Consider the following 16,074-nt stretch of genomic DNA (forward strand, 5'->3'; position numbering starts at 1 on the left):
ATGGGGAAACAAAGAGGCTGTCCGGTCGGACAGCCTCTTTGTCATGATTCCGGCGGATTCTTTTTTTCATACCAGGAGAGGATTCGTTCGGCCTCCGCCTGTTCCATGTGATGGACATGGATCTTATGGGTGCTGATGCCGGATTTGGCGGTCGCCACAATGGTCGCCACCTGCTTGCGTTTATGGAAATAGCTCTGCCTCATGTCCATGGATTGGATCCGTTTCCGCATGACGAACGCGGTTTGCAAACTGATTCCCCTGAAACGCATCGTCAATTGATTGCCGTACAGGCTATAGGCGGCAGAACGATGCTGCCAGATACCGAGAGCGATGATAATCGGTATAATAGCCAGCGAAATAAGACCGTACGGGAAGAAATAATACGTGATTGCCCCGATAGCCGGCAGCATCCATAGGAAATCGATCCGATAATAGAACGACCTTCCCCGCAACGGCAATTGATGTGTCGGTTCGCGGATATCCAACTCCGGGAAGATGTCGTGCAGCGGCTCCCAGATCGCCTTTTTCTTAATTAATGGGAATAGGGTGATTTTGGATCCTTCCGCCGCCCCTCCTGCACTATGGATGGCGACCGTTGCATAGCCAAAAGCTTGCCGGAGCGGGTTCTCGATGACACTGACGCTTTGAACTCGCTTGAGCGGCACGGTAATCCGTTTCTTTTCCAACAACCCCCGCGTGATGACCAAGTCCTCCCCTTCCAGTGCCACAGTGAACCCGTAGTGGGACAATAACGTCACGAACACGGACAACACCCAGACGAGCAAGAAACCGAGGAAGAGCGTAACGGCGACAATCAGGTATCCGAATTTGATAAATGCGGATACTTCCTCAAACATCCATTCAAAGGGGATCAAGTCAGAGAATTGTGATAGGAAGATGGCAACCCCCGATAAAATGACCCCAATCCCTCCGGAAGTGGTCGCCAATAGCAAGAGCTCGTCGGTAGTCATCGCGTACACTTTCCTGGATACAGGTGCTTCGACAATCGGTTCTTCCAGCGTATTCTCCATTTCCACGGAGGCATCTTCCGCCTGGACAACCGGAACTCGCCTTTTCTGTTTCGCTTGCGCTATTTCCTGTTCAATCCGATTGGCGGCCTCCTTCGTAATAGCCGTCAATTCCGCTTCGGCCTTCGTCAGCGAAGAACTGCCCGCCGTTTCTACTTTCACCTTAACGAGTTGAAATGGACGGTGGAAAATACCTTCCGTATAATCCAGGCTTTGTATCCGGTCAAAGGGGATGTACCGCTTCTTCTTGACGAATAAGCCCGACTCGATCCGCAATTCACTCTCCTCGAACCAGTAGACAAACCGCTTCCATTTGATAATTCCGCTGATCAAGAGGAGCAGGACAATGATACCGAAGAGAATGAAAGACCAATACTCATACCACTTCCCTCCAGCCGGCACTCTCCAGCCATTGGCCACGATGAGGAAGAGGAATGGGAAAATCATTTCTTTCATCATTTTCAACGCCTCGATGACCGCCGCAACCCAATGCAATTTATACCGGTTCTCAGACATCATCTTCTGCCACCCTTGCCAACACGGAAATCCGGCTCCGCAGTTCATCCGCCTCTTCCATTAATAGCGCGGGAATGGAATGATTGGTCGCGGCAGTCGAAATGGTGATGACCGACAGACCATACTTGCGCAAGATCGGACCTTGTGAGGTATCGACATGTTGAACGCGCACCATCGGAATCAGCGTACGTGTGACGATGAAAATCCCATGCTGCAGCTCGATCTCCGACTCCCGCACCTCATATCGCCATCGCATCCATCGCACTTTCGGGAACAGAAAAATGACAAGATAAGCAAAGACGAGAACGACCACCCCCGCCACCACATACACCCATGTGGGCCAATCAAATATGTAAGCCAATGTACCGGCTCCAGCTGCAACTACTAGAATGAGCACGGTCTGAATTAACCCGTACACCCGCCAAACGGCCAGCCCTTTCTTCGATATCCGATTCACCGGTTGCGCCCGCATAAAAACCCACCTCTTCCTCTATTCTTCCTTTTATACGTTTGGGATGCGGAAATGTTTCATTATCTCTAATAGATGATTCGACCATGCGGCGGTAAGCGAGGCTCAGCGACTGGCACACCCATGGCGGGGACTTGTATACTCTCTTGTCACACTCCAGCGAAACTCGCACACCCTCGGGACGAACTGGCATACCTTGAACAGAAAGTCGTATACCCTCAAAGACAACAACTGTCGCACCTTCGTACACTCCTTGGACAAACCAATACAACCTGAACGAGAACCCACACACCCGGCGAAAATCCAACGTGGATAATTAAAAAATCCAGAACGCGCTGAAGAGCACGCCTGGATTTTGTAATTACCGATCGTATTTGTTGGAGCGTGAGCGATTTCCGTCTCTCCGTGAACCGTCTCGGCCACCGCTGCGACGTGATCCGCCGCTACGGCTTCCACCAAAGGAACGGCCGCCTCCACTGCGATTGCCTTTATAGCCCCCGCGATTTTGTGAGGAACCACGGCGCATCGGCAACGGACGCTCTTCCGTAATGGATACTGGCGTTCCATCCGGTTCTTTCGTCAATGATTTAATAGCTGCTGCTACCAAGTCATTGGCATCGAATTTTTCAAGTAGTTCAGCTGCCAACTGTGAGTAATCGCTCAATTCGTTCTTCTCGATGACCTCCGTCAACTGCTCCACAGCTACTCGTTGCTGCCCGACCAAAGCCTCATCCGAGGATGGTGGACGAAGTGGTGTCATGCGTTTTTTCGTCGTTTCCTCGACGATTCGCAAGTACCCCATTTCACGTGGCGTCACGAATGTGATAGCCATTCCGCTTTTACCTGCGCGGCCTGTCCGACCAATCCGGTGCACATAGCTTTCCGGGTCTTGCGGGATATCGAAGTTGTATACGTGAGTAACACCTGAAATATCGAGTCCACGTGCCGCCACGTCTGTCGCGACAAGAACATCGATTTTATTCTCCTTGAACTGGCGAAGAACTGACATCCGTTTGGCTTGTGTTAAATCGCCATGGATTCCTTCTGCCAAGTACCCGCGAATGCTCAACGCGTGTGACAACTCGTCAACACGGCGCTTCGTCCGTCCGAAAACGATCGCCAACTCCGGTTGGTGGACATTCAATAAACGGGATAGGATTTCGAATTTTTCGCTTTCATGCGCTTTGACGAAATATTGGTCGATGTTTTCGACTGTCATTTCTTTTGATTTGATTTTGACGACTTCTGGGTTCTTCATGAACGTTTCCGCGATTTTGCGGATTGGTCCAGGCATCGTTGCCGAGAATAGCAACGTTTGGCGCTCTTCCGGCACACTTGCCAAGATTGTGTTGATGTCTTCGATGAATCCCATGTTCAACATTTCATCTGCTTCGTCCAATACAAGCGTTTGAACGCCAGACAGCTTTAATGTTTTACGATTGATGTGGTCCAAGATACGACCTGGCGTCCCTACGACGATTTGCGGATTATTCCGCAACGCACGAATTTGACGTCCGATTTCCTGACCGCCATAAACGGAAAGGATGCGGGCCCGTTTGCCGTAACCGATTTTATAGATTTCCTCGGAAACCTGGATAGCCAATTCACGAGTCGGGGCAATGACAAGCGCTTGTACAGCCGGATTGCTCGTGTCAATTTTTTCAATAATCGGAATTCCAAAAGCGGCTGTTTTTCCCGTACCTGTCTGGGCTTGACCAATGATGTCCCGGCCTTCCATCCCGAATGTAATGGTGCCTTCCTGGATTGGGGTAGCTTCTTCAAAACCCATTCGTTTCAGTGAATTCTGTGTCGATTCACTGATATTTAACTCTGAAAAATTTGTCAAACTTCTCAATCTCCTTTTATTTTTCATTTGACAATTGGTTACATTTTCAAATGAAAGCGCGGCAAATTAGAGCCTGGAAAAGAACGTTTCCGATATTTTGTCATCTCTAGGGAAGCGTTCTTCCAAAGAGGGTATCGTTGAAAAGGAAAGCCCGGTCTTTTGCCGAGCGGTTCGGTCAACCACAGTCGCTAAATAGGACCATTATCTGTCGATCAAACCTTTTATTCAAAAAAAAGTACTCTTCAGCGGTTGAAGAGTCACGTGTAAATGTATCCAATGCTCACTACAGTGTATCATGCCCAAACCCGCCATGCAATCAATCCGCTTTATTAGTAATAATCAGTTTATTGCTTTTTATTCTTAGTTGCGAAAAAGATTGAGTAACGGAATAACAAAGTGGGAATGAAGGCCTAAGTTCTTCCCAGATTCCGGCGGAAATTCAGGCATATGAATAGATGATTCCTTCATTTCCCCAAAAACGCAAGGACGTCCTTGAACCATGTGTGGCAATCGTCACTGTAGCAAATATGATGTTTGCCTGTATCGGATTGGAGGAGGACCTTTTCGTCGGAGCCGAGGGATTTGTATAAATGTTCCGCCGATGCGAACGGGACAATGCCGTCTTTTTTACCTTGAACGATACACACCGGTGTTTGAATGAGGTCGTAATACGGCTCCACCATTTTGACAACCCGTAAAAATTCGATGGTCGCCTGAAGCGGCGTGTGGGTCAACTTGTAATTGTACAGGTGGTAAAACGTGTTCGGCGAGTGCTTTTTCGTGATGGATTCCGCCAGCATGATCCGGATATCTTCGAGCAAGATGCGCGGGCTGATGTATTTAGCCGCCGCACTGAGCAGGACAAGTTTGTCGACATGATATCGAAGGGAGAGGTACAAGGCGATCAACCCGCCCATCGAAAATCCGACGACGATGACGCGGTCGACCTCCTTCTGCAATTTGCGGAACGCGGTCTCCGCCTCCATCAGCCAAGACGCAGCTGACGCTTTCCCCAGTTCCAGTTTTACGCCATGCCCCGGAAGCGTCGGCACGGCCATCTTCCAATTCGTCTTTTCTTGCAAAAATTTCACGAACGGGCGGACTTCATACGGACCGCCCGTAAAACCGTGAATGAGCAAAACACCGGTCTTCATTGTCCCTTGCTCCAGCCTTCCAATATATTCTCGAGCGCCATCCCTCTCGATCCTTTCAGCAAGATGATGGAATGTTCTCCAGTGCCCTCCGCCAATTCGGCAATTAACGGTTCATACGACTGTTCCGACCAATGAAGCTTTCTTGAAAAGCCACGGCGTTGCAGTTCGTCGTGCAGCCACTTCATCCGAGGACCGTATAACAGCACTCCGTTCAACTCCAACGATTCGATATCATCCGCGAGTTCCTCGTGGTATTGCTGCTCTTCCGTCCCCAGTTCGAGCATATCGCCGAGCACGAGCCACTTTTCCTCCCGCAAATCGGTTTCATCCATAAACCGCAACGCTGCCCGCATCGATGTCGGCGCCGCATTGTACGCATCGTTGATAATGAGAGCGCCATTGCCGACAACGATCGGCTGCATGCGCATGGCGGTAAGTTCACTGTCTTGCAAGGACGCCTGTATCCCTTCTTGCGAAAGCCCTAATTCCTTCGCAATCAAGATCGCAGCCAGCGCATTTTTCACTTGGTGCGCGCCATAGACCGGGATGGTGAACTCACCTTCCACTGCGCCAGTCACCGTGAAACGGCTGCCTCCGTCCGTTGATTCAATCGCTTTAGCAGTCAAAGCAGCTTCCGGAGAGAAGCCGAACGACACGGCGTCCAACTCACTATGCTGCGCAATCAGTTCTTGCAATAAAGGCTCGTCGCCATCGTAAAAAAGTTTGCCGCCCGCTTGCAGTCCATCGATAATTTCGAACTTCGCCTTTGCAATTCCGGCACGGGAACCGAGGTCCTGCATATGCGCTTCTCCGATATTCGTAATGACGGTGTAATGAGGCTTGGCAAGTTCGGATAAAAATGAAATTTCCCCGAAGCCGCTCATTCCCATTTCCAAGACAGCCACTTTCGTTTCTTGTTCCAATGAAAGGATGGTCAACGGCAAGCCCAGCTCATTATTGAAATTGCCTTCCGTCTTTCGCACATTGAAATAAGGGGAGAGGACGCTGGCGACCAAATCCTTCGTCGACGTTTTCCCGTTTGATCCAGTGATTCCGATCACAACACAGTCCAGTTCTTCCCGGTATTTTCGGGCAAGCTGCTGAAGGGCCTGCTCCGCATCCTCGACGAAGAGCAGCGGCACATCAGTTGGAGGATTCGGCTCATCCCGTAACCAAAGCGAGGCGGCCGCCCCTTGTTCCATCGCTTTCTGCACGTACTGATGCCCGTTGACCCGTTCGCCCCGAAACGGGATGAACAGATCCCCTTCCGCCACAGTCCGTGAATCGATGCAAACTCCGGTTACTAGGACACTTTCAATATGTTGCCCATCCGCGCCCAGCCAAGCGGCCAGTTCGTTCAATTGTCGTTTCATTTCCTACCACGCTCAATCCATTGTATATTGTAATGTCTGTTTTTCCGTATGCCGCTCCCATGCCAATTCAATCAGTTTATCGATCAATTCGGGATAGGAGACACCTGTTTTTTGCCAAAGCAATGGAAACATGCTCGTCGGCGTGAAACCGGGCATCGTGTTCACTTCATTGATGAGGACTTCATTTGCAGCTGTCACGAAGAAGTCAGCTCGCACGAGTCCCGCACAATCCAATACTTTGTATGCACGGAGCGCCATGTCTTCCATCTTGGCAGCCACTTCATCCGGGATGTCGGCAGGAATGACCAGTTCCGTGCTATCGTCTTGGTATTTCGCTTCGTAATCGTAAAAAGCGGCGATCGGTTTGATTTCTCCTGTAACGGAGCAGGCGGGTTCGTCATTGCCGAGAACGCCCATTTCGATTTCACGCGCAGTGACCCCTTGTTCCACAATGATCTTCCGGTCAAATTTCAGAGCCAGTTCAACCGCATCACTCAACTCTTGGCGGTCCGCCGCTTTACTGATGCCGACACTGGACCCGAGATTCGCAGGCTTGACGAACATCGGCCAGCTCAGCTCCTGTTCCATCCGGTCCAACCACTGCTCCTTCCCTTTCTTCCAATCGCTTCGGATAAAATGGACATAGGGCACTTGCTCCAAGCCGACTTGCGCGAACAATTGCTTCATGACGACTTTGTCCATGCCGGCCGACGAAGCGAGTACCCCGTTCCCGACATACGGCAAGTTCATCACTTCGAATAGCCCTTGGACCGTTCCATCCTCGCCATTCGTTCCGTGCAACAGAGGAAAAACGATATCAGGGAGCCCTTCCCCGTTCAAAAAGCTCTGTATTGTGTCCGGCTTACTGGCCCCTTCCCCTTCGAGCCGCAGCTCCTCAATCGTTTGGGCAGGTTGTGCAAGCGGCTTGCCTTTACGCCATTCGCCCTCATACGTTATATAAATCGGAATCACTTCATATTTTCCGAAATCGATTGCATTCGTCACAGCCCGTGCTGTCGATAATGAAACCTCATGCTCCGCCGACTTGCCTCCGTAGACCAATCCTAACTTCTTTTTCATATCGGTTCCCCTCGCTGTCCGTTAGTTTTCATTCCTTTACTTTACCATGAAGTCGACCCACTCATGAATAAAATATGTTTGTGCCTGTCATGAAGTTTCCTAAGGTAGTCCGGACGGACAGGAAACTTCATCCTGTTCCATTCGTCCAATAGGTACATATGCATCCAGGACTTCAATGAGTTATACTAAAATAGGTGGATATTACGATACTGACAGGTGAATGATATGAAACTTGCAACCAGGCCGGCGGACCACTTCGATTGGACGCTCGCCTTTATTTTATTATTGTTTTCGATCGTCAGTTTTTTTGCGATCGGATCGGCGCAGACATCTGGCCAATACGGCATCAATTACGTAGCATTGCAAATCCGTTGGTATCTTCTCAGCATTTTCATCATTGCCATGACGATGTTTTTGGAGCCCGAGCAATATCAGAAGATTTCCTGGTGGCTCTACGGCCTTGGCGTCTTCCTGTTATTATTCCTCATGCTTGCCCCAGGTGGAGAAGGACAGATTGCAGAAGTCAAAAACGGGGCGAAGCGTTGGTTGAAATTGCCGGTTATCGGTAACATCCAGCCATCGGAATTCATTAAAACCTTTTTCATCCTCGGGATGGCCAATATGGTTGCCAAGCATCAGGAACGGTATATGGAGCAAAAAAAGACAATATCGCAAGATTTCCTGTTGCTCGGCAAAATCCTGCTTATTTTAATCGTTCCGCTTATATTCATCATGAGGCAGCCCGATCTCGGGACGGCTCTCGTCTTCATCGCCATCACAGCGGCCATCATTATTGTTGCCGGGATTTCTTGGAAGATCCTGTTACCTCTTTTCCTGACGGCAGCTGCCGGAGGGGCAAGCCTGATGTGGATGGCGTTGTACGCTCAAGACTTCATGAGAAAGCTCGGTTTTTATCCGCATCATTTTGAACGAATCTATTCCTGGCTTGATCCCCATTCCTATCCAACCGATGAAGGGTACAACCTCATCCGCACCATGCAGGCGATCGGTTCCGGCGAATTGACGGGAAAAGGGTTTCAGGGGCGGGAAGTGTATATCCCTGAAAACCATACTGATTTCATCTTCAGTGTAATCGGTGAAGAATATGGGTTTATCGGCTCCAGCATCGTCATTACCCTCTTTTTCATCCTGATTTACCATATGACGAAAGTGGCATTGGAATTGAGAGGGAACTCATTTAGCGTGTATGTTTGTACGGGAATCATTGCGATGCTGTCGTTCCACGTCATTGAAAATATAGGAATGAACATCCAACTGTTGCCGATTACCGGAATCCCCTTGCCTTTCATTAGTTATGGCGGGAGCTCGTTGTTCAGTAATATGCTGGCAATCGGGCTAGTCTTCAGCATGAAATTCCATCATCGGACGTATATGTTCAGTACGGATGAAGATGAGTGAATTCGCTTTAAAAACATTTGTAACAATTGACACTTGCGCGGCACTGTAACGACTCCGGTATAATAGAGTCTGCACTATCTTACAGTAAGGATAAAGGTGACACCTATGAAAACAGATCAAAAGCCGATGGAGCGTTTCGACTGGACGCTTGCTTTCATCCTGCTGCTATTCGGGATTGTCAGTCTGATCGCCATCGCCTCCGCGCAGACAACCGGGCAGTATAACCGGAACTTCATCCCGTCTCAGATTCAATGGTATTTCGTCGGGGCCGTCATTATCGCAATCGCGATGTACTTGGACCCCGAACAATATAAAAAAGCCGCCTGGGCGATTTATGGCGGCGGTGTGTTACTGTTGGCCCTTCTCTTCATATTGCCTGAAAGCATGGAACTCGTTGCCAGACGGAATAGCGCGAAGAGCTGGTTCCATTTGCCCGGCATCGGAAGCATCCAGCCTGCCGAGTTCATGAAGACGTTTTTCATCATCGGCATGGCGAGGATGATCACGCAGCACCATGAAAAGTTTGTCGAAAAGACGATCAAATCCGATTTTTATTTACTCGGGAAGATCGGACTCGTGCTCATTATCCCGCTGACATTCATTCTACTACAGCCGGACCTTGGGACCGCCCTCGTCTTTTTGGCGATCACTGTCGCCATGGTCATCGTCGGTGGAATTACGTGGCGCATATTGTTGCCGTTGTTTTCAGGAGCGGTCGGTCTAGGCGGCCTCCTCCTCTGGATGGCGATGTATGCGCAAGACTTCCTCGTCCAACTCGGTTTTAAACCATACCAGTTTCAGCGGATCTATTCCTGGCTCGATCCCTATTCATATTCGTCAAATGAAGGCCGCCACCTCATCACCTCCTTAAATGCCATCGGATCCGGAGAAATTTTCGGAAAAGGGTTCCAAGGACGCGAAGTGTATGTAGCGGAAAGCCATACCGACTTCATCTTCACGACAATCGGAGAAGATTGGGGTTTCGTCGGCGCCAGCATCGTCATTTGCATGTATTTCTTTCTCATTTACCATTTGACGAAAATTACGCTGGAATTAAAAGACCCGTTCAGTACGTATATTTGTGCAGGAATCATCGCCATGATTACCTTCCACGTCATTGAAAACATCGGCATGACGATTCAATTGCTGCCGATTACCGGGATTCCCCTTCCGTTCATCAGCTACGGCGGAAGTTCGCTCATGGGGAATATGCTAGCGATCGGACTTGTTTTCAGCATGAAGTTCCATCATCGCACCTATATGTTCAGTTCGGATGAGGATGACTAAAAAGGACTGCTCTGGCCTCCAAGCCAGCGGCAGTCCTTTGTTCTTGTATGGGAAATGATAACTCTATGTTCAGGGCTGGGCTTCAGACACCCAGCCCTTTTGTTCATTCTAGAGGCTTCCATATGGTGATTTTAGCCAGCTCTTCCGCTTCCTCTGAGGTCGCATCTTGGATTTTTTTCAAGTGGAAGGCGCCGGTTTTCTCGTCAATCACGAGGAACTCCTCCGCTCCCCCTGCAATATAAGTCGTTCCCGCTCCCTGCCAATACCCTTTCACATCCGTCAACAGCACGTCGAATCGACCATCCGCGTTGGCCTTTCCGATAACATGCTCTTCATTCAATTTCATCAGTTGATATTGGTTGTTTGCGAATGCCGGCAAGGGCTCTTCCTTGCTGGAAAATGCCGTGAGGACGAGGGAGAGAGTCAGAAGGAACAGATACAAGATGGCAGTTGTCTGCAACGTACCGACAGCGATCCTTTTCGTTCGGGCCAGATGACCGGTCATTTGTTTTGACTCCTATCAATTATGCTTCGACGTGACGATTTTCAGATTGGAAACCAGGCTTTCTCGATTTACCCCCCGAATCCGTGACATCCGCCGAAGGCTTGACTTGATTCAGCCGGGGCTGGAACCCCCACTGGATTGAAAACATATTTAGTATTATCCCGCCACTTACGGAAGTGCGGAGATCTTGACGGAGGCTAGTTAAAAAAAACGCCAAGGAAACGGCGTCGTTTTCTTAGCGTACACTTCATTGAGATTGGATTTGCGGGTCTTGTGCAGGCGGCGCGAGGGCTTTCAGCATGTCTAGACGGGATTTCGTCATTGTTGCCGAAACACCCAACTTCGCCAAGTTGGAAATGATCATTTTCAAGTCCACTTCTTTTGCCATCTATTCCACCTCGACCTTTCTGTAATAATCTGACGCAATGAGCCAAGAAAAGTTCCTTAATTGATAATGAAAATCAGTCATATTCCGCTTGATTGCAGAATCTAAAATATACCAATATCCAGTCATTCTTATCATACCACCCCTCCCCAATCTTGAATCTTTCATTTCTGTTACAAATTTCGCCCTTTTGTAAACGTTTTATACATTTGCTTCTGTTTTTCTTTACGAAGCTATTTGGGAGGAGGGAATTTTGCCGGGATGGCGCGGGATATTAAAAAGTTTGATCGATTGCCATGACAGTTCCGCGTCCATCGGTTGGCACCTTTGTCCATTTTCTTTGTACGTTTCCGTTCAGACGAGTAAAATGAGAGTAGCAATTCATTAGAAAGCAGGTTTTTTTATGAAAAAAGCAATTCTCCTTTTGATGTCCGTTCAATTTTTTGTGTATTTGGGATTCGGCATCGTCATTCCGATCTTGCCTGAAGTGGTTCTTCATGAGGGGTATTCCGAGGTGCATGTTGGTGGACTGCTCACTGTGTATGCGCTCGCATCCTTTTTCACTGCCCCGTTTTGGGGCGCATTCTCCGATCGAACCGGCCGAAAGAAGTTGATTCTGGTCGGGCTCGTCGGTTTCAGCGCAAGTTTCTTTTTATTCGCGTTGTTCATGCAAAACTTGGCGCTTCTCTATTTCTCTCGGGTAGTCGGTGGGGTGTTCTCAGGGGCGCTATATACGGCGGTCACCGGGTTTGTCGCGGATATGACGGATGAGGAGAATCGAAATAAATACATGGGTCTCCTGGGCATGTCCATTGGGCTCGGTTTCATTTTTGGACCGGCTATCGGTGGAATATTGGGCCATATCGATCTTCAAGCCCCTTATTTGGCATCCGGTATCCTTACCTTGCTTCTCCTAGTCTATGCCCAGTTTGTGTTGAAAGAGCCTGAGCGTCGGGGTGAGGCCAACAAACGGGCGCTCCTCCCGAAAGGCGGCGCCACGTTATGGCAATACCGGATCCGCTATCTCTTCTTGACCTCGTTCATGGTGACGTTCATCCTGGCAGGAATTGAAGCGACGTTCCAGTTGTTTCAAATCAATCAAATCAGCATTACGCCGTTGCAGGTCGGCTACTTGTTCATGGCGAGCGGCTTGGTCGATGCGGCCATCCAGGGCGGTGTCGTGCGCCGGGTGAAAAACGGGACGGAAACGACATGGATTCTCGTGGCACAATTGATTACAGCAGCCGGCTTGCTGCTCATTCCGTTCACGACAAACCTATTTTGGGCCGGATTCGCGCTAAGCGTCTTCACTGCTGGAAACGCATTGGCCCGGACCGTGCTCGTCTCCCTGACAACAAAGGAATCGGGTGGAAAATACGGAACAGCTGCCGGCATGACCTACTCGATGGATAATATGGGGCGCATTATTGGTCCGCTGTTGTTCACGTGGATTTTCACAAGAGAAGCGGGCAATATGTATTATGTTTCCGCTATTCTAGCCTTACTAACGATTGTGTTATTAGTTGCTTTTAGAAAATCCTCTCAATCATTGCGTAATGCCGAGACCGTAACCTCGGAATAACAGGATAAGGCAACTCCAATTTTGTTAGGGAGTTGCCTTGTTTGTCATAGAGCAACATCTGAAACTTCTACTAAATCGTTATTGGGAAAAGAAATCAGAAAAGTTTATGGCGTGTTCAGGAAAAGGCATCCCAAGTTTTGTTTCATCTGAATATTTTAATTTCCTGATAACACAAAGTCTCAAACATGAGGTTCTATCGGCGTGAGCCTCGGTTACCCAAATAAGAATGGGAAAAGGAATTAATTATTGTACTATAGAGTTTAAAGGTTTTGAATGCGTTTCTAGCCATTCACAAATTGAGTTGGATTGGTTGGAGAAATACACTTCGGAATTTATAAAGTTATCCAATTCTTTGCATGTCATGCTTCTGAACATGATGTTAGGTAAACATTTTACTTCCTTTAGCTCCGTATCATCAGTGGAATTAAAGATGAACACCTTTTCTACATTGAAGTCTGCTACAGTTTTCTCTAACTGCTCCATAGAAATTGATTTATTTATAACAATCGGATATATATTTTCTATATGCAGCAGTCCCTCCAATACCTTTAAATGCACAGCTAAGTTGTGACTCCCCTCCGCGACTAATAATATTTGCCCTTTATAATGATTGGTTTTCAAAATAAGATCCTCAACCGATTGTAGTAATCGTAAGACAGATGAAATCCGTAAATAGTATTCATCTTTATCCATTACATGTCCTTCATATAGAATTGTAAGCACCCTCGTTACAGGGATAATGATTTGTTTATATATTTCTTCAATTTTCATCCCATCTGCTAAATCAATAAACTCAGCCATGAATAATTCCTCATATCCTCCAATTAAACTTTTGGAGAACTCTTTAAATCTATCTTGGAAGGATTTGGATTGATACTCAATCATTCTACTAACTTTAATATTAAAGTTATACGGTAGATGGAAATCATTTAGATCGTTACTTCTTTTGACTACAGGGAACATTGGCAGCGCCTCATTGACATGGACTACTTTGGCATGTGTATTATCTGAAAGGAGGACAGACGAATTATTCGGATAAATTTTCAATAACTCAATGAAATCTCTTAACAAACCTATATCATAATGGTGAGCATCGCGAAATAAAGTATCTAATGCTTTTGAAGCGCTAAGGGCTTTTCGATAAGGTCGATTAAATGTCAGTGCACTGTAGACATCAACTATATGGAGTATTTTCAATTCTTGATCCATCTCGTGTCCCTTTAAGCGGCTGGGATACCCCGTGCCATCTGTACGTTCATGGTGTGATTTTGCATATGGCGCAATATGATTTAGTCCCAAGGTTTGTAGCATTACGCATCCTTTCGTTGTATGCGTTTTCATTACTTCAAATTCTTTATAGCTTAATTTTCGTTCAAGCATTAATAGTCGCTGTGGAATGTGTAATTTACCGATGTCATGGAGTAAATAGCCCAAAGAAACCGACTCTATATTCGGTATACTTTTTCGTCTTGCAAATAAAGATCCTATTACAAAAACATCAAAGGAATGAAAAAATGTATACGAATCCCAATTCTTCAATTTATTCAACTTATTGGCGATTATCTCATTTCTCATAATATCTCTGAATAATTTCATGACAAACTCCACATCTTCAGAGCTACTTAACAAGTTTCCATACCTGGATTCCATACCAACTTGTTTCAAGTTTTCAAAAAATAGTTCATTTAAATAACCCCGTTCTTTATTATTTCCGACTTCTTCATCTACTTGTGCCACACTCTTTATTTTGTTTTTTTCCTTCACTTCATCCACAATAATAGCTAGTTCCTTTATACATCTATTTTTCAGCAGAGTCAGTAACCTTTCTGTTAATGGTGTGTTTTTACTGATAATTAACCGACCATCACTATAAACATCCGTAGCTACCACGTCATTCGTTAGCACTTCTTTAATACTTTTCGTTATGAATGAGGCCATTTTAGTAGAGTCCCCCTTTTCATTCTATACAACTAGCACTGTACGTTTTAAGTTTAGAGAGAAAACTGTAATACCGCTGGAGTCGTTAAAGTGCTTCACAATTTAACCCGCCCTCTTTCTTTCCGCAAAATAAGATTTTTCTTTATCTCATAAAGTTTTTAAACCTAAAGTTTACTAAAAAACTAAGTCGGAATTCGGATTATGTCAATCTCTACATTGTAAAGCTTTGCAAGTGCATAGATTACAAGCTCTTTTGGTTCTACGACTCCCCCTCCCACTTGATAACAGTAGAACGTGAAACACCCAAACGGTCTGCTACATCTTGTTGTGTCATATTCGCATTTACCCGCAACGCTTCGAGTGATAACTGCATATTTCTCCCCCCAAAATTCGAACCTTGTATATATAATAGTAAACTTAAAGTTTAATTTCAATACTTAAAGTTTATTTATTTGACAAATAGTCTATCCTTATCAAAACTTTAAGTTTATAATAAAATGTAAAGAGAGGTGAGAACAATCAAATCGCAAAGGGAAATACTTGGAGAGAATTTGGAAAAATTAATAGAGAGGAGAGGAATTGATCAAAAAATACTTGCTAAAAATATAGGAGTTAGTGACATGACCGTATCGAATTGGGTTAGAGGTGAAAAATATCCACGGATAGATAAAATACAAGCCTTGGCGGATTATTTCGGAGTTTTAAAATCAGACTTAATTGAAATGAAGCCAAATAACCTGATTGAAGTTTCCCAACGTACAGTCAGAATCCCTGTATTGGGAGCAATTTCTTGTGGAGATCCAATATTAGTAGCAGAAAATTACGAGGATTACCGAATTGAATTGGCTGAAAGCCTCCCTGCTGGGAATTTGATATACCTTAAGGCAAAAGGAAATTCAATGGAACCGACAATACCAAACGGATCTTATGTTCTTATCCGAGAACAGAGCGAGGTAGAACATGGTGAAATCGCAGCGGTCCTTGTAAATGGTAAAACCGAGGCCACCCTGAAGAGGGTGAAAAAACAGGAGAATACATTATTGCTTATCCCTGATAACAGCGAGCACGAACCGATAATCGTAACAAAGGCAAATCCAGTAAAAATAATCGGTAAGGCTGTTCGATTTACACAAGATCTTTAATTCCAATCGATTGAAATTAACAAGAACAAAGCAGCCCATTCGCTGCTCTGTTCTCATGACTAATAAAATCCATATTAGTATCTGCTCCTACTGCAAGTGACTTTATAGATACCACAACCAATTGAAAAAGAAGTGACCGCTCAAATCACCTGAATTCTATTAAGAAACTTCACCCCTTAGCCCCTTACACTTTTCACTTGGATTCCGGGACATGGATAACATGAATTGATGAATACTAATACGCCATTATTCCATTCATAGCGAAACCTTTTTCTTATTCAGCCCATACAATAGAATAGGTGTAATTGTTTCTGGCACTTTAGTTGCTTCGCTGTCCCTTTCCATTAAGA

The 16,074-nt window shown here is 46.4% G+C and carries 14 protein-coding genes; 4 read left to right on the plus strand and 10 right to left on the minus strand.

The window, feature by feature from the left end; all coding sequences use genetic code 11:
- Window positions 1-41: 41 nt before the first annotated feature.
- The 6 genes from MKY41_RS15400 to MKY41_RS15425 all read right to left on the minus strand — a co-directional run bounded on the left by MKY41_RS15400 (window position 42) and on the right by MKY41_RS15425 (window position 7,466).
- Window positions 42-1,547, minus strand: coding sequence for a PH domain-containing protein (locus MKY41_RS15400; RefSeq protein ID WP_340745944.1), 1,506 nt, complete (start codon window positions 1,545-1,547; stop codon window positions 42-44).
- Window positions 1,537-2,016 carry a PH domain-containing protein gene (locus MKY41_RS15405; RefSeq protein ID WP_340745945.1) on the minus strand — a complete coding sequence of 160 codons (480 nt, stop codon included), beginning with the start codon at window positions 2,014-2,016 and terminating at the stop codon, window positions 1,537-1,539. Before MKY41_RS15405 ends, MKY41_RS15400 begins: the two co-directional genes overlap by 11 nt.
- Before the next feature lie 358 nt (window positions 2,017-2,374).
- The gene (locus tag MKY41_RS15410) at window positions 2,375-3,859 is read right to left on the minus strand and encodes a DEAD/DEAH box helicase (RefSeq protein WP_041071640.1); all 1,485 of its coding nucleotides are present in this window, start codon (window positions 3,857-3,859) and stop codon (window positions 2,375-2,377) included.
- 464 nt (window positions 3,860-4,323) lie between these two features.
- Window positions 4,324-5,013 (minus strand): alpha/beta hydrolase, encoded by a 690-nt coding sequence (locus MKY41_RS15415; protein WP_340745946.1) that lies wholly within the window; start codon window positions 5,011-5,013, stop codon window positions 4,324-4,326.
- A complete protein-coding gene (locus tag MKY41_RS15420; RefSeq protein WP_041071644.1) occupies window positions 5,010-6,386 on the minus strand; it encodes a UDP-N-acetylmuramoyl-tripeptide--D-alanyl-D-alanine ligase in 1,377 nt (458 codons plus the stop codon). The genes MKY41_RS15415 and MKY41_RS15420 overlap by 4 nt, the downstream gene beginning before the upstream one ends.
- A gap of 12 nt (window positions 6,387-6,398) precedes the next feature.
- The gene (locus MKY41_RS15425; protein WP_041071645.1) at window positions 6,399-7,466 is read right to left on the minus strand and encodes a D-alanine--D-alanine ligase; all 1,068 of its coding nucleotides are present in this window, start codon (window positions 7,464-7,466) and stop codon (window positions 6,399-6,401) included.
- A gap of 225 nt (window positions 7,467-7,691) precedes the next feature.
- On the opposite strand from MKY41_RS15425, the gene MKY41_RS15430 reads away from it, so the two are divergent.
- Window positions 7,692-8,885 (plus strand): FtsW/RodA/SpoVE family cell cycle protein, encoded by a 1,194-nt coding sequence (locus MKY41_RS15430; protein ID WP_041071647.1) that lies wholly within the window; start codon window positions 7,692-7,694, stop codon window positions 8,883-8,885.
- A 105-nt stretch (window positions 8,886-8,990) separates the two neighbouring features.
- On the plus strand, window positions 8,991-10,172 hold the full coding sequence (locus MKY41_RS15435; RefSeq protein WP_041071649.1) for an FtsW/RodA/SpoVE family cell cycle protein: 1,182 nt from the start codon (window positions 8,991-8,993) through the stop codon (window positions 10,170-10,172).
- Window positions 10,173-10,275: 103 nt separating this feature from the next.
- Here MKY41_RS15435 and MKY41_RS15440 read toward each other — a convergent pair whose 3' ends face one another.
- Window positions 10,276-10,677 (minus strand): hypothetical protein, encoded by a 402-nt coding sequence (locus MKY41_RS15440; RefSeq protein WP_041071651.1) that lies wholly within the window; start codon window positions 10,675-10,677, stop codon window positions 10,276-10,278.
- Window positions 10,678-10,924: 247 nt separating this feature from the next.
- Window positions 10,925-11,065, minus strand: coding sequence for an Lmo0850 family protein (locus tag MKY41_RS15445; RefSeq protein ID WP_173425987.1), 141 nt, complete (start codon window positions 11,063-11,065; stop codon window positions 10,925-10,927).
- A gap of 400 nt (window positions 11,066-11,465) precedes the next feature.
- On the opposite strand from MKY41_RS15445, the gene MKY41_RS15450 reads away from it, so the two are divergent.
- Window positions 11,466-12,644 carry an MFS transporter gene (locus MKY41_RS15450; RefSeq protein WP_340745947.1) on the plus strand — a complete coding sequence of 393 codons (1,179 nt, stop codon included), beginning with the start codon at window positions 11,466-11,468 and terminating at the stop codon, window positions 12,642-12,644.
- A gap of 243 nt (window positions 12,645-12,887) precedes the next feature.
- Here MKY41_RS15450 and MKY41_RS15455 read toward each other — a convergent pair whose 3' ends face one another.
- Both MKY41_RS15455 and MKY41_RS15460 read right to left on the minus strand, forming a co-directional pair.
- On the minus strand, window positions 12,888-14,582 hold the full coding sequence (locus MKY41_RS15455; RefSeq protein ID WP_340745948.1) for an HD-GYP domain-containing protein: 1,695 nt from the start codon (window positions 14,580-14,582) through the stop codon (window positions 12,888-12,890).
- Window positions 14,583-14,841: 259 nt separating this feature from the next.
- Window positions 14,842-14,955: a helix-turn-helix transcriptional regulator gene (locus MKY41_RS15460; protein ID WP_340745949.1), complete on the minus strand. Its 114-nt coding sequence runs from the start codon at window positions 14,953-14,955 to the stop codon at window positions 14,842-14,844.
- A 136-nt stretch (window positions 14,956-15,091) separates the two neighbouring features.
- On the opposite strand from MKY41_RS15460, the gene MKY41_RS15465 reads away from it, so the two are divergent.
- Window positions 15,092-15,724, plus strand: coding sequence for a LexA family protein (locus MKY41_RS15465; RefSeq protein WP_340745950.1), 633 nt, complete (start codon window positions 15,092-15,094; stop codon window positions 15,722-15,724).
- Window positions 15,725-16,074 lie beyond the last annotated feature (350 nt).

The sequence above is a fragment of the Sporosarcina sp. FSL W7-1349 genome, assembly GCF_038003045.1.
GTDB lineage: Bacteria > Bacillota > Bacilli > Bacillales_A > Planococcaceae > Sporosarcina.

Excerpts from the sequence above, each read along its gene's own strand:
- MKY41_RS15400 (WP_340745944.1), bottom strand. The coding sequence starts at position 1,547 with ATGATGTCTGAGAACCGGTATAAATTGCATTGGGTTGCGGCGGTCATC.
- MKY41_RS15405 (WP_340745945.1), bottom strand. The coding sequence starts at position 2,016 with ATGCGGGCGCAACCGGTGAATCGGATATCGAAGAAAGGGCTGGCCGTT.
- MKY41_RS15430 (WP_041071647.1), top strand. The coding sequence starts at position 7,692 with ATGAAACTTGCAACCAGGCCGGCGGACCACTTCGATTGGACGCTCGCC.
- MKY41_RS15435 (WP_041071649.1), top strand. The coding sequence starts at position 8,991 with ATGAAAACAGATCAAAAGCCGATGGAGCGTTTCGACTGGACGCTTGCT.
- MKY41_RS15415 (WP_340745946.1), bottom strand. The coding sequence starts at position 5,013 with ATGAAGACCGGTGTTTTGCTCATTCACGGTTTTACGGGCGGTCCGTAT.
- MKY41_RS15460 (WP_340745949.1), bottom strand. The coding sequence starts at position 14,955 with ATGCAGTTATCACTCGAAGCGTTGCGGGTAAATGCGAATATGACACAA.
- MKY41_RS15420 (WP_041071644.1), bottom strand. The coding sequence starts at position 6,386 with ATGAAACGACAATTGAACGAACTGGCCGCTTGGCTGGGCGCGGATGGG.
- MKY41_RS15445 (WP_173425987.1), bottom strand. The coding sequence starts at position 11,065 with ATGGCAAAAGAAGTGGACTTGAAAATGATCATTTCCAACTTGGCGAAG.
- MKY41_RS15455 (WP_340745948.1), bottom strand. The coding sequence starts at position 14,582 with ATGGCCTCATTCATAACGAAAAGTATTAAAGAAGTGCTAACGAATGAC.
- MKY41_RS15425 (WP_041071645.1), bottom strand. The coding sequence starts at position 7,466 with ATGAAAAAGAAGTTAGGATTGGTCTACGGAGGCAAGTCGGCGGAGCAT.
- MKY41_RS15440 (WP_041071651.1), bottom strand. The coding sequence starts at position 10,677 with ATGACCGGTCATCTGGCCCGAACGAAAAGGATCGCTGTCGGTACGTTG.
- MKY41_RS15450 (WP_340745947.1), top strand. The coding sequence starts at position 11,466 with ATGAAAAAAGCAATTCTCCTTTTGATGTCCGTTCAATTTTTTGTGTAT.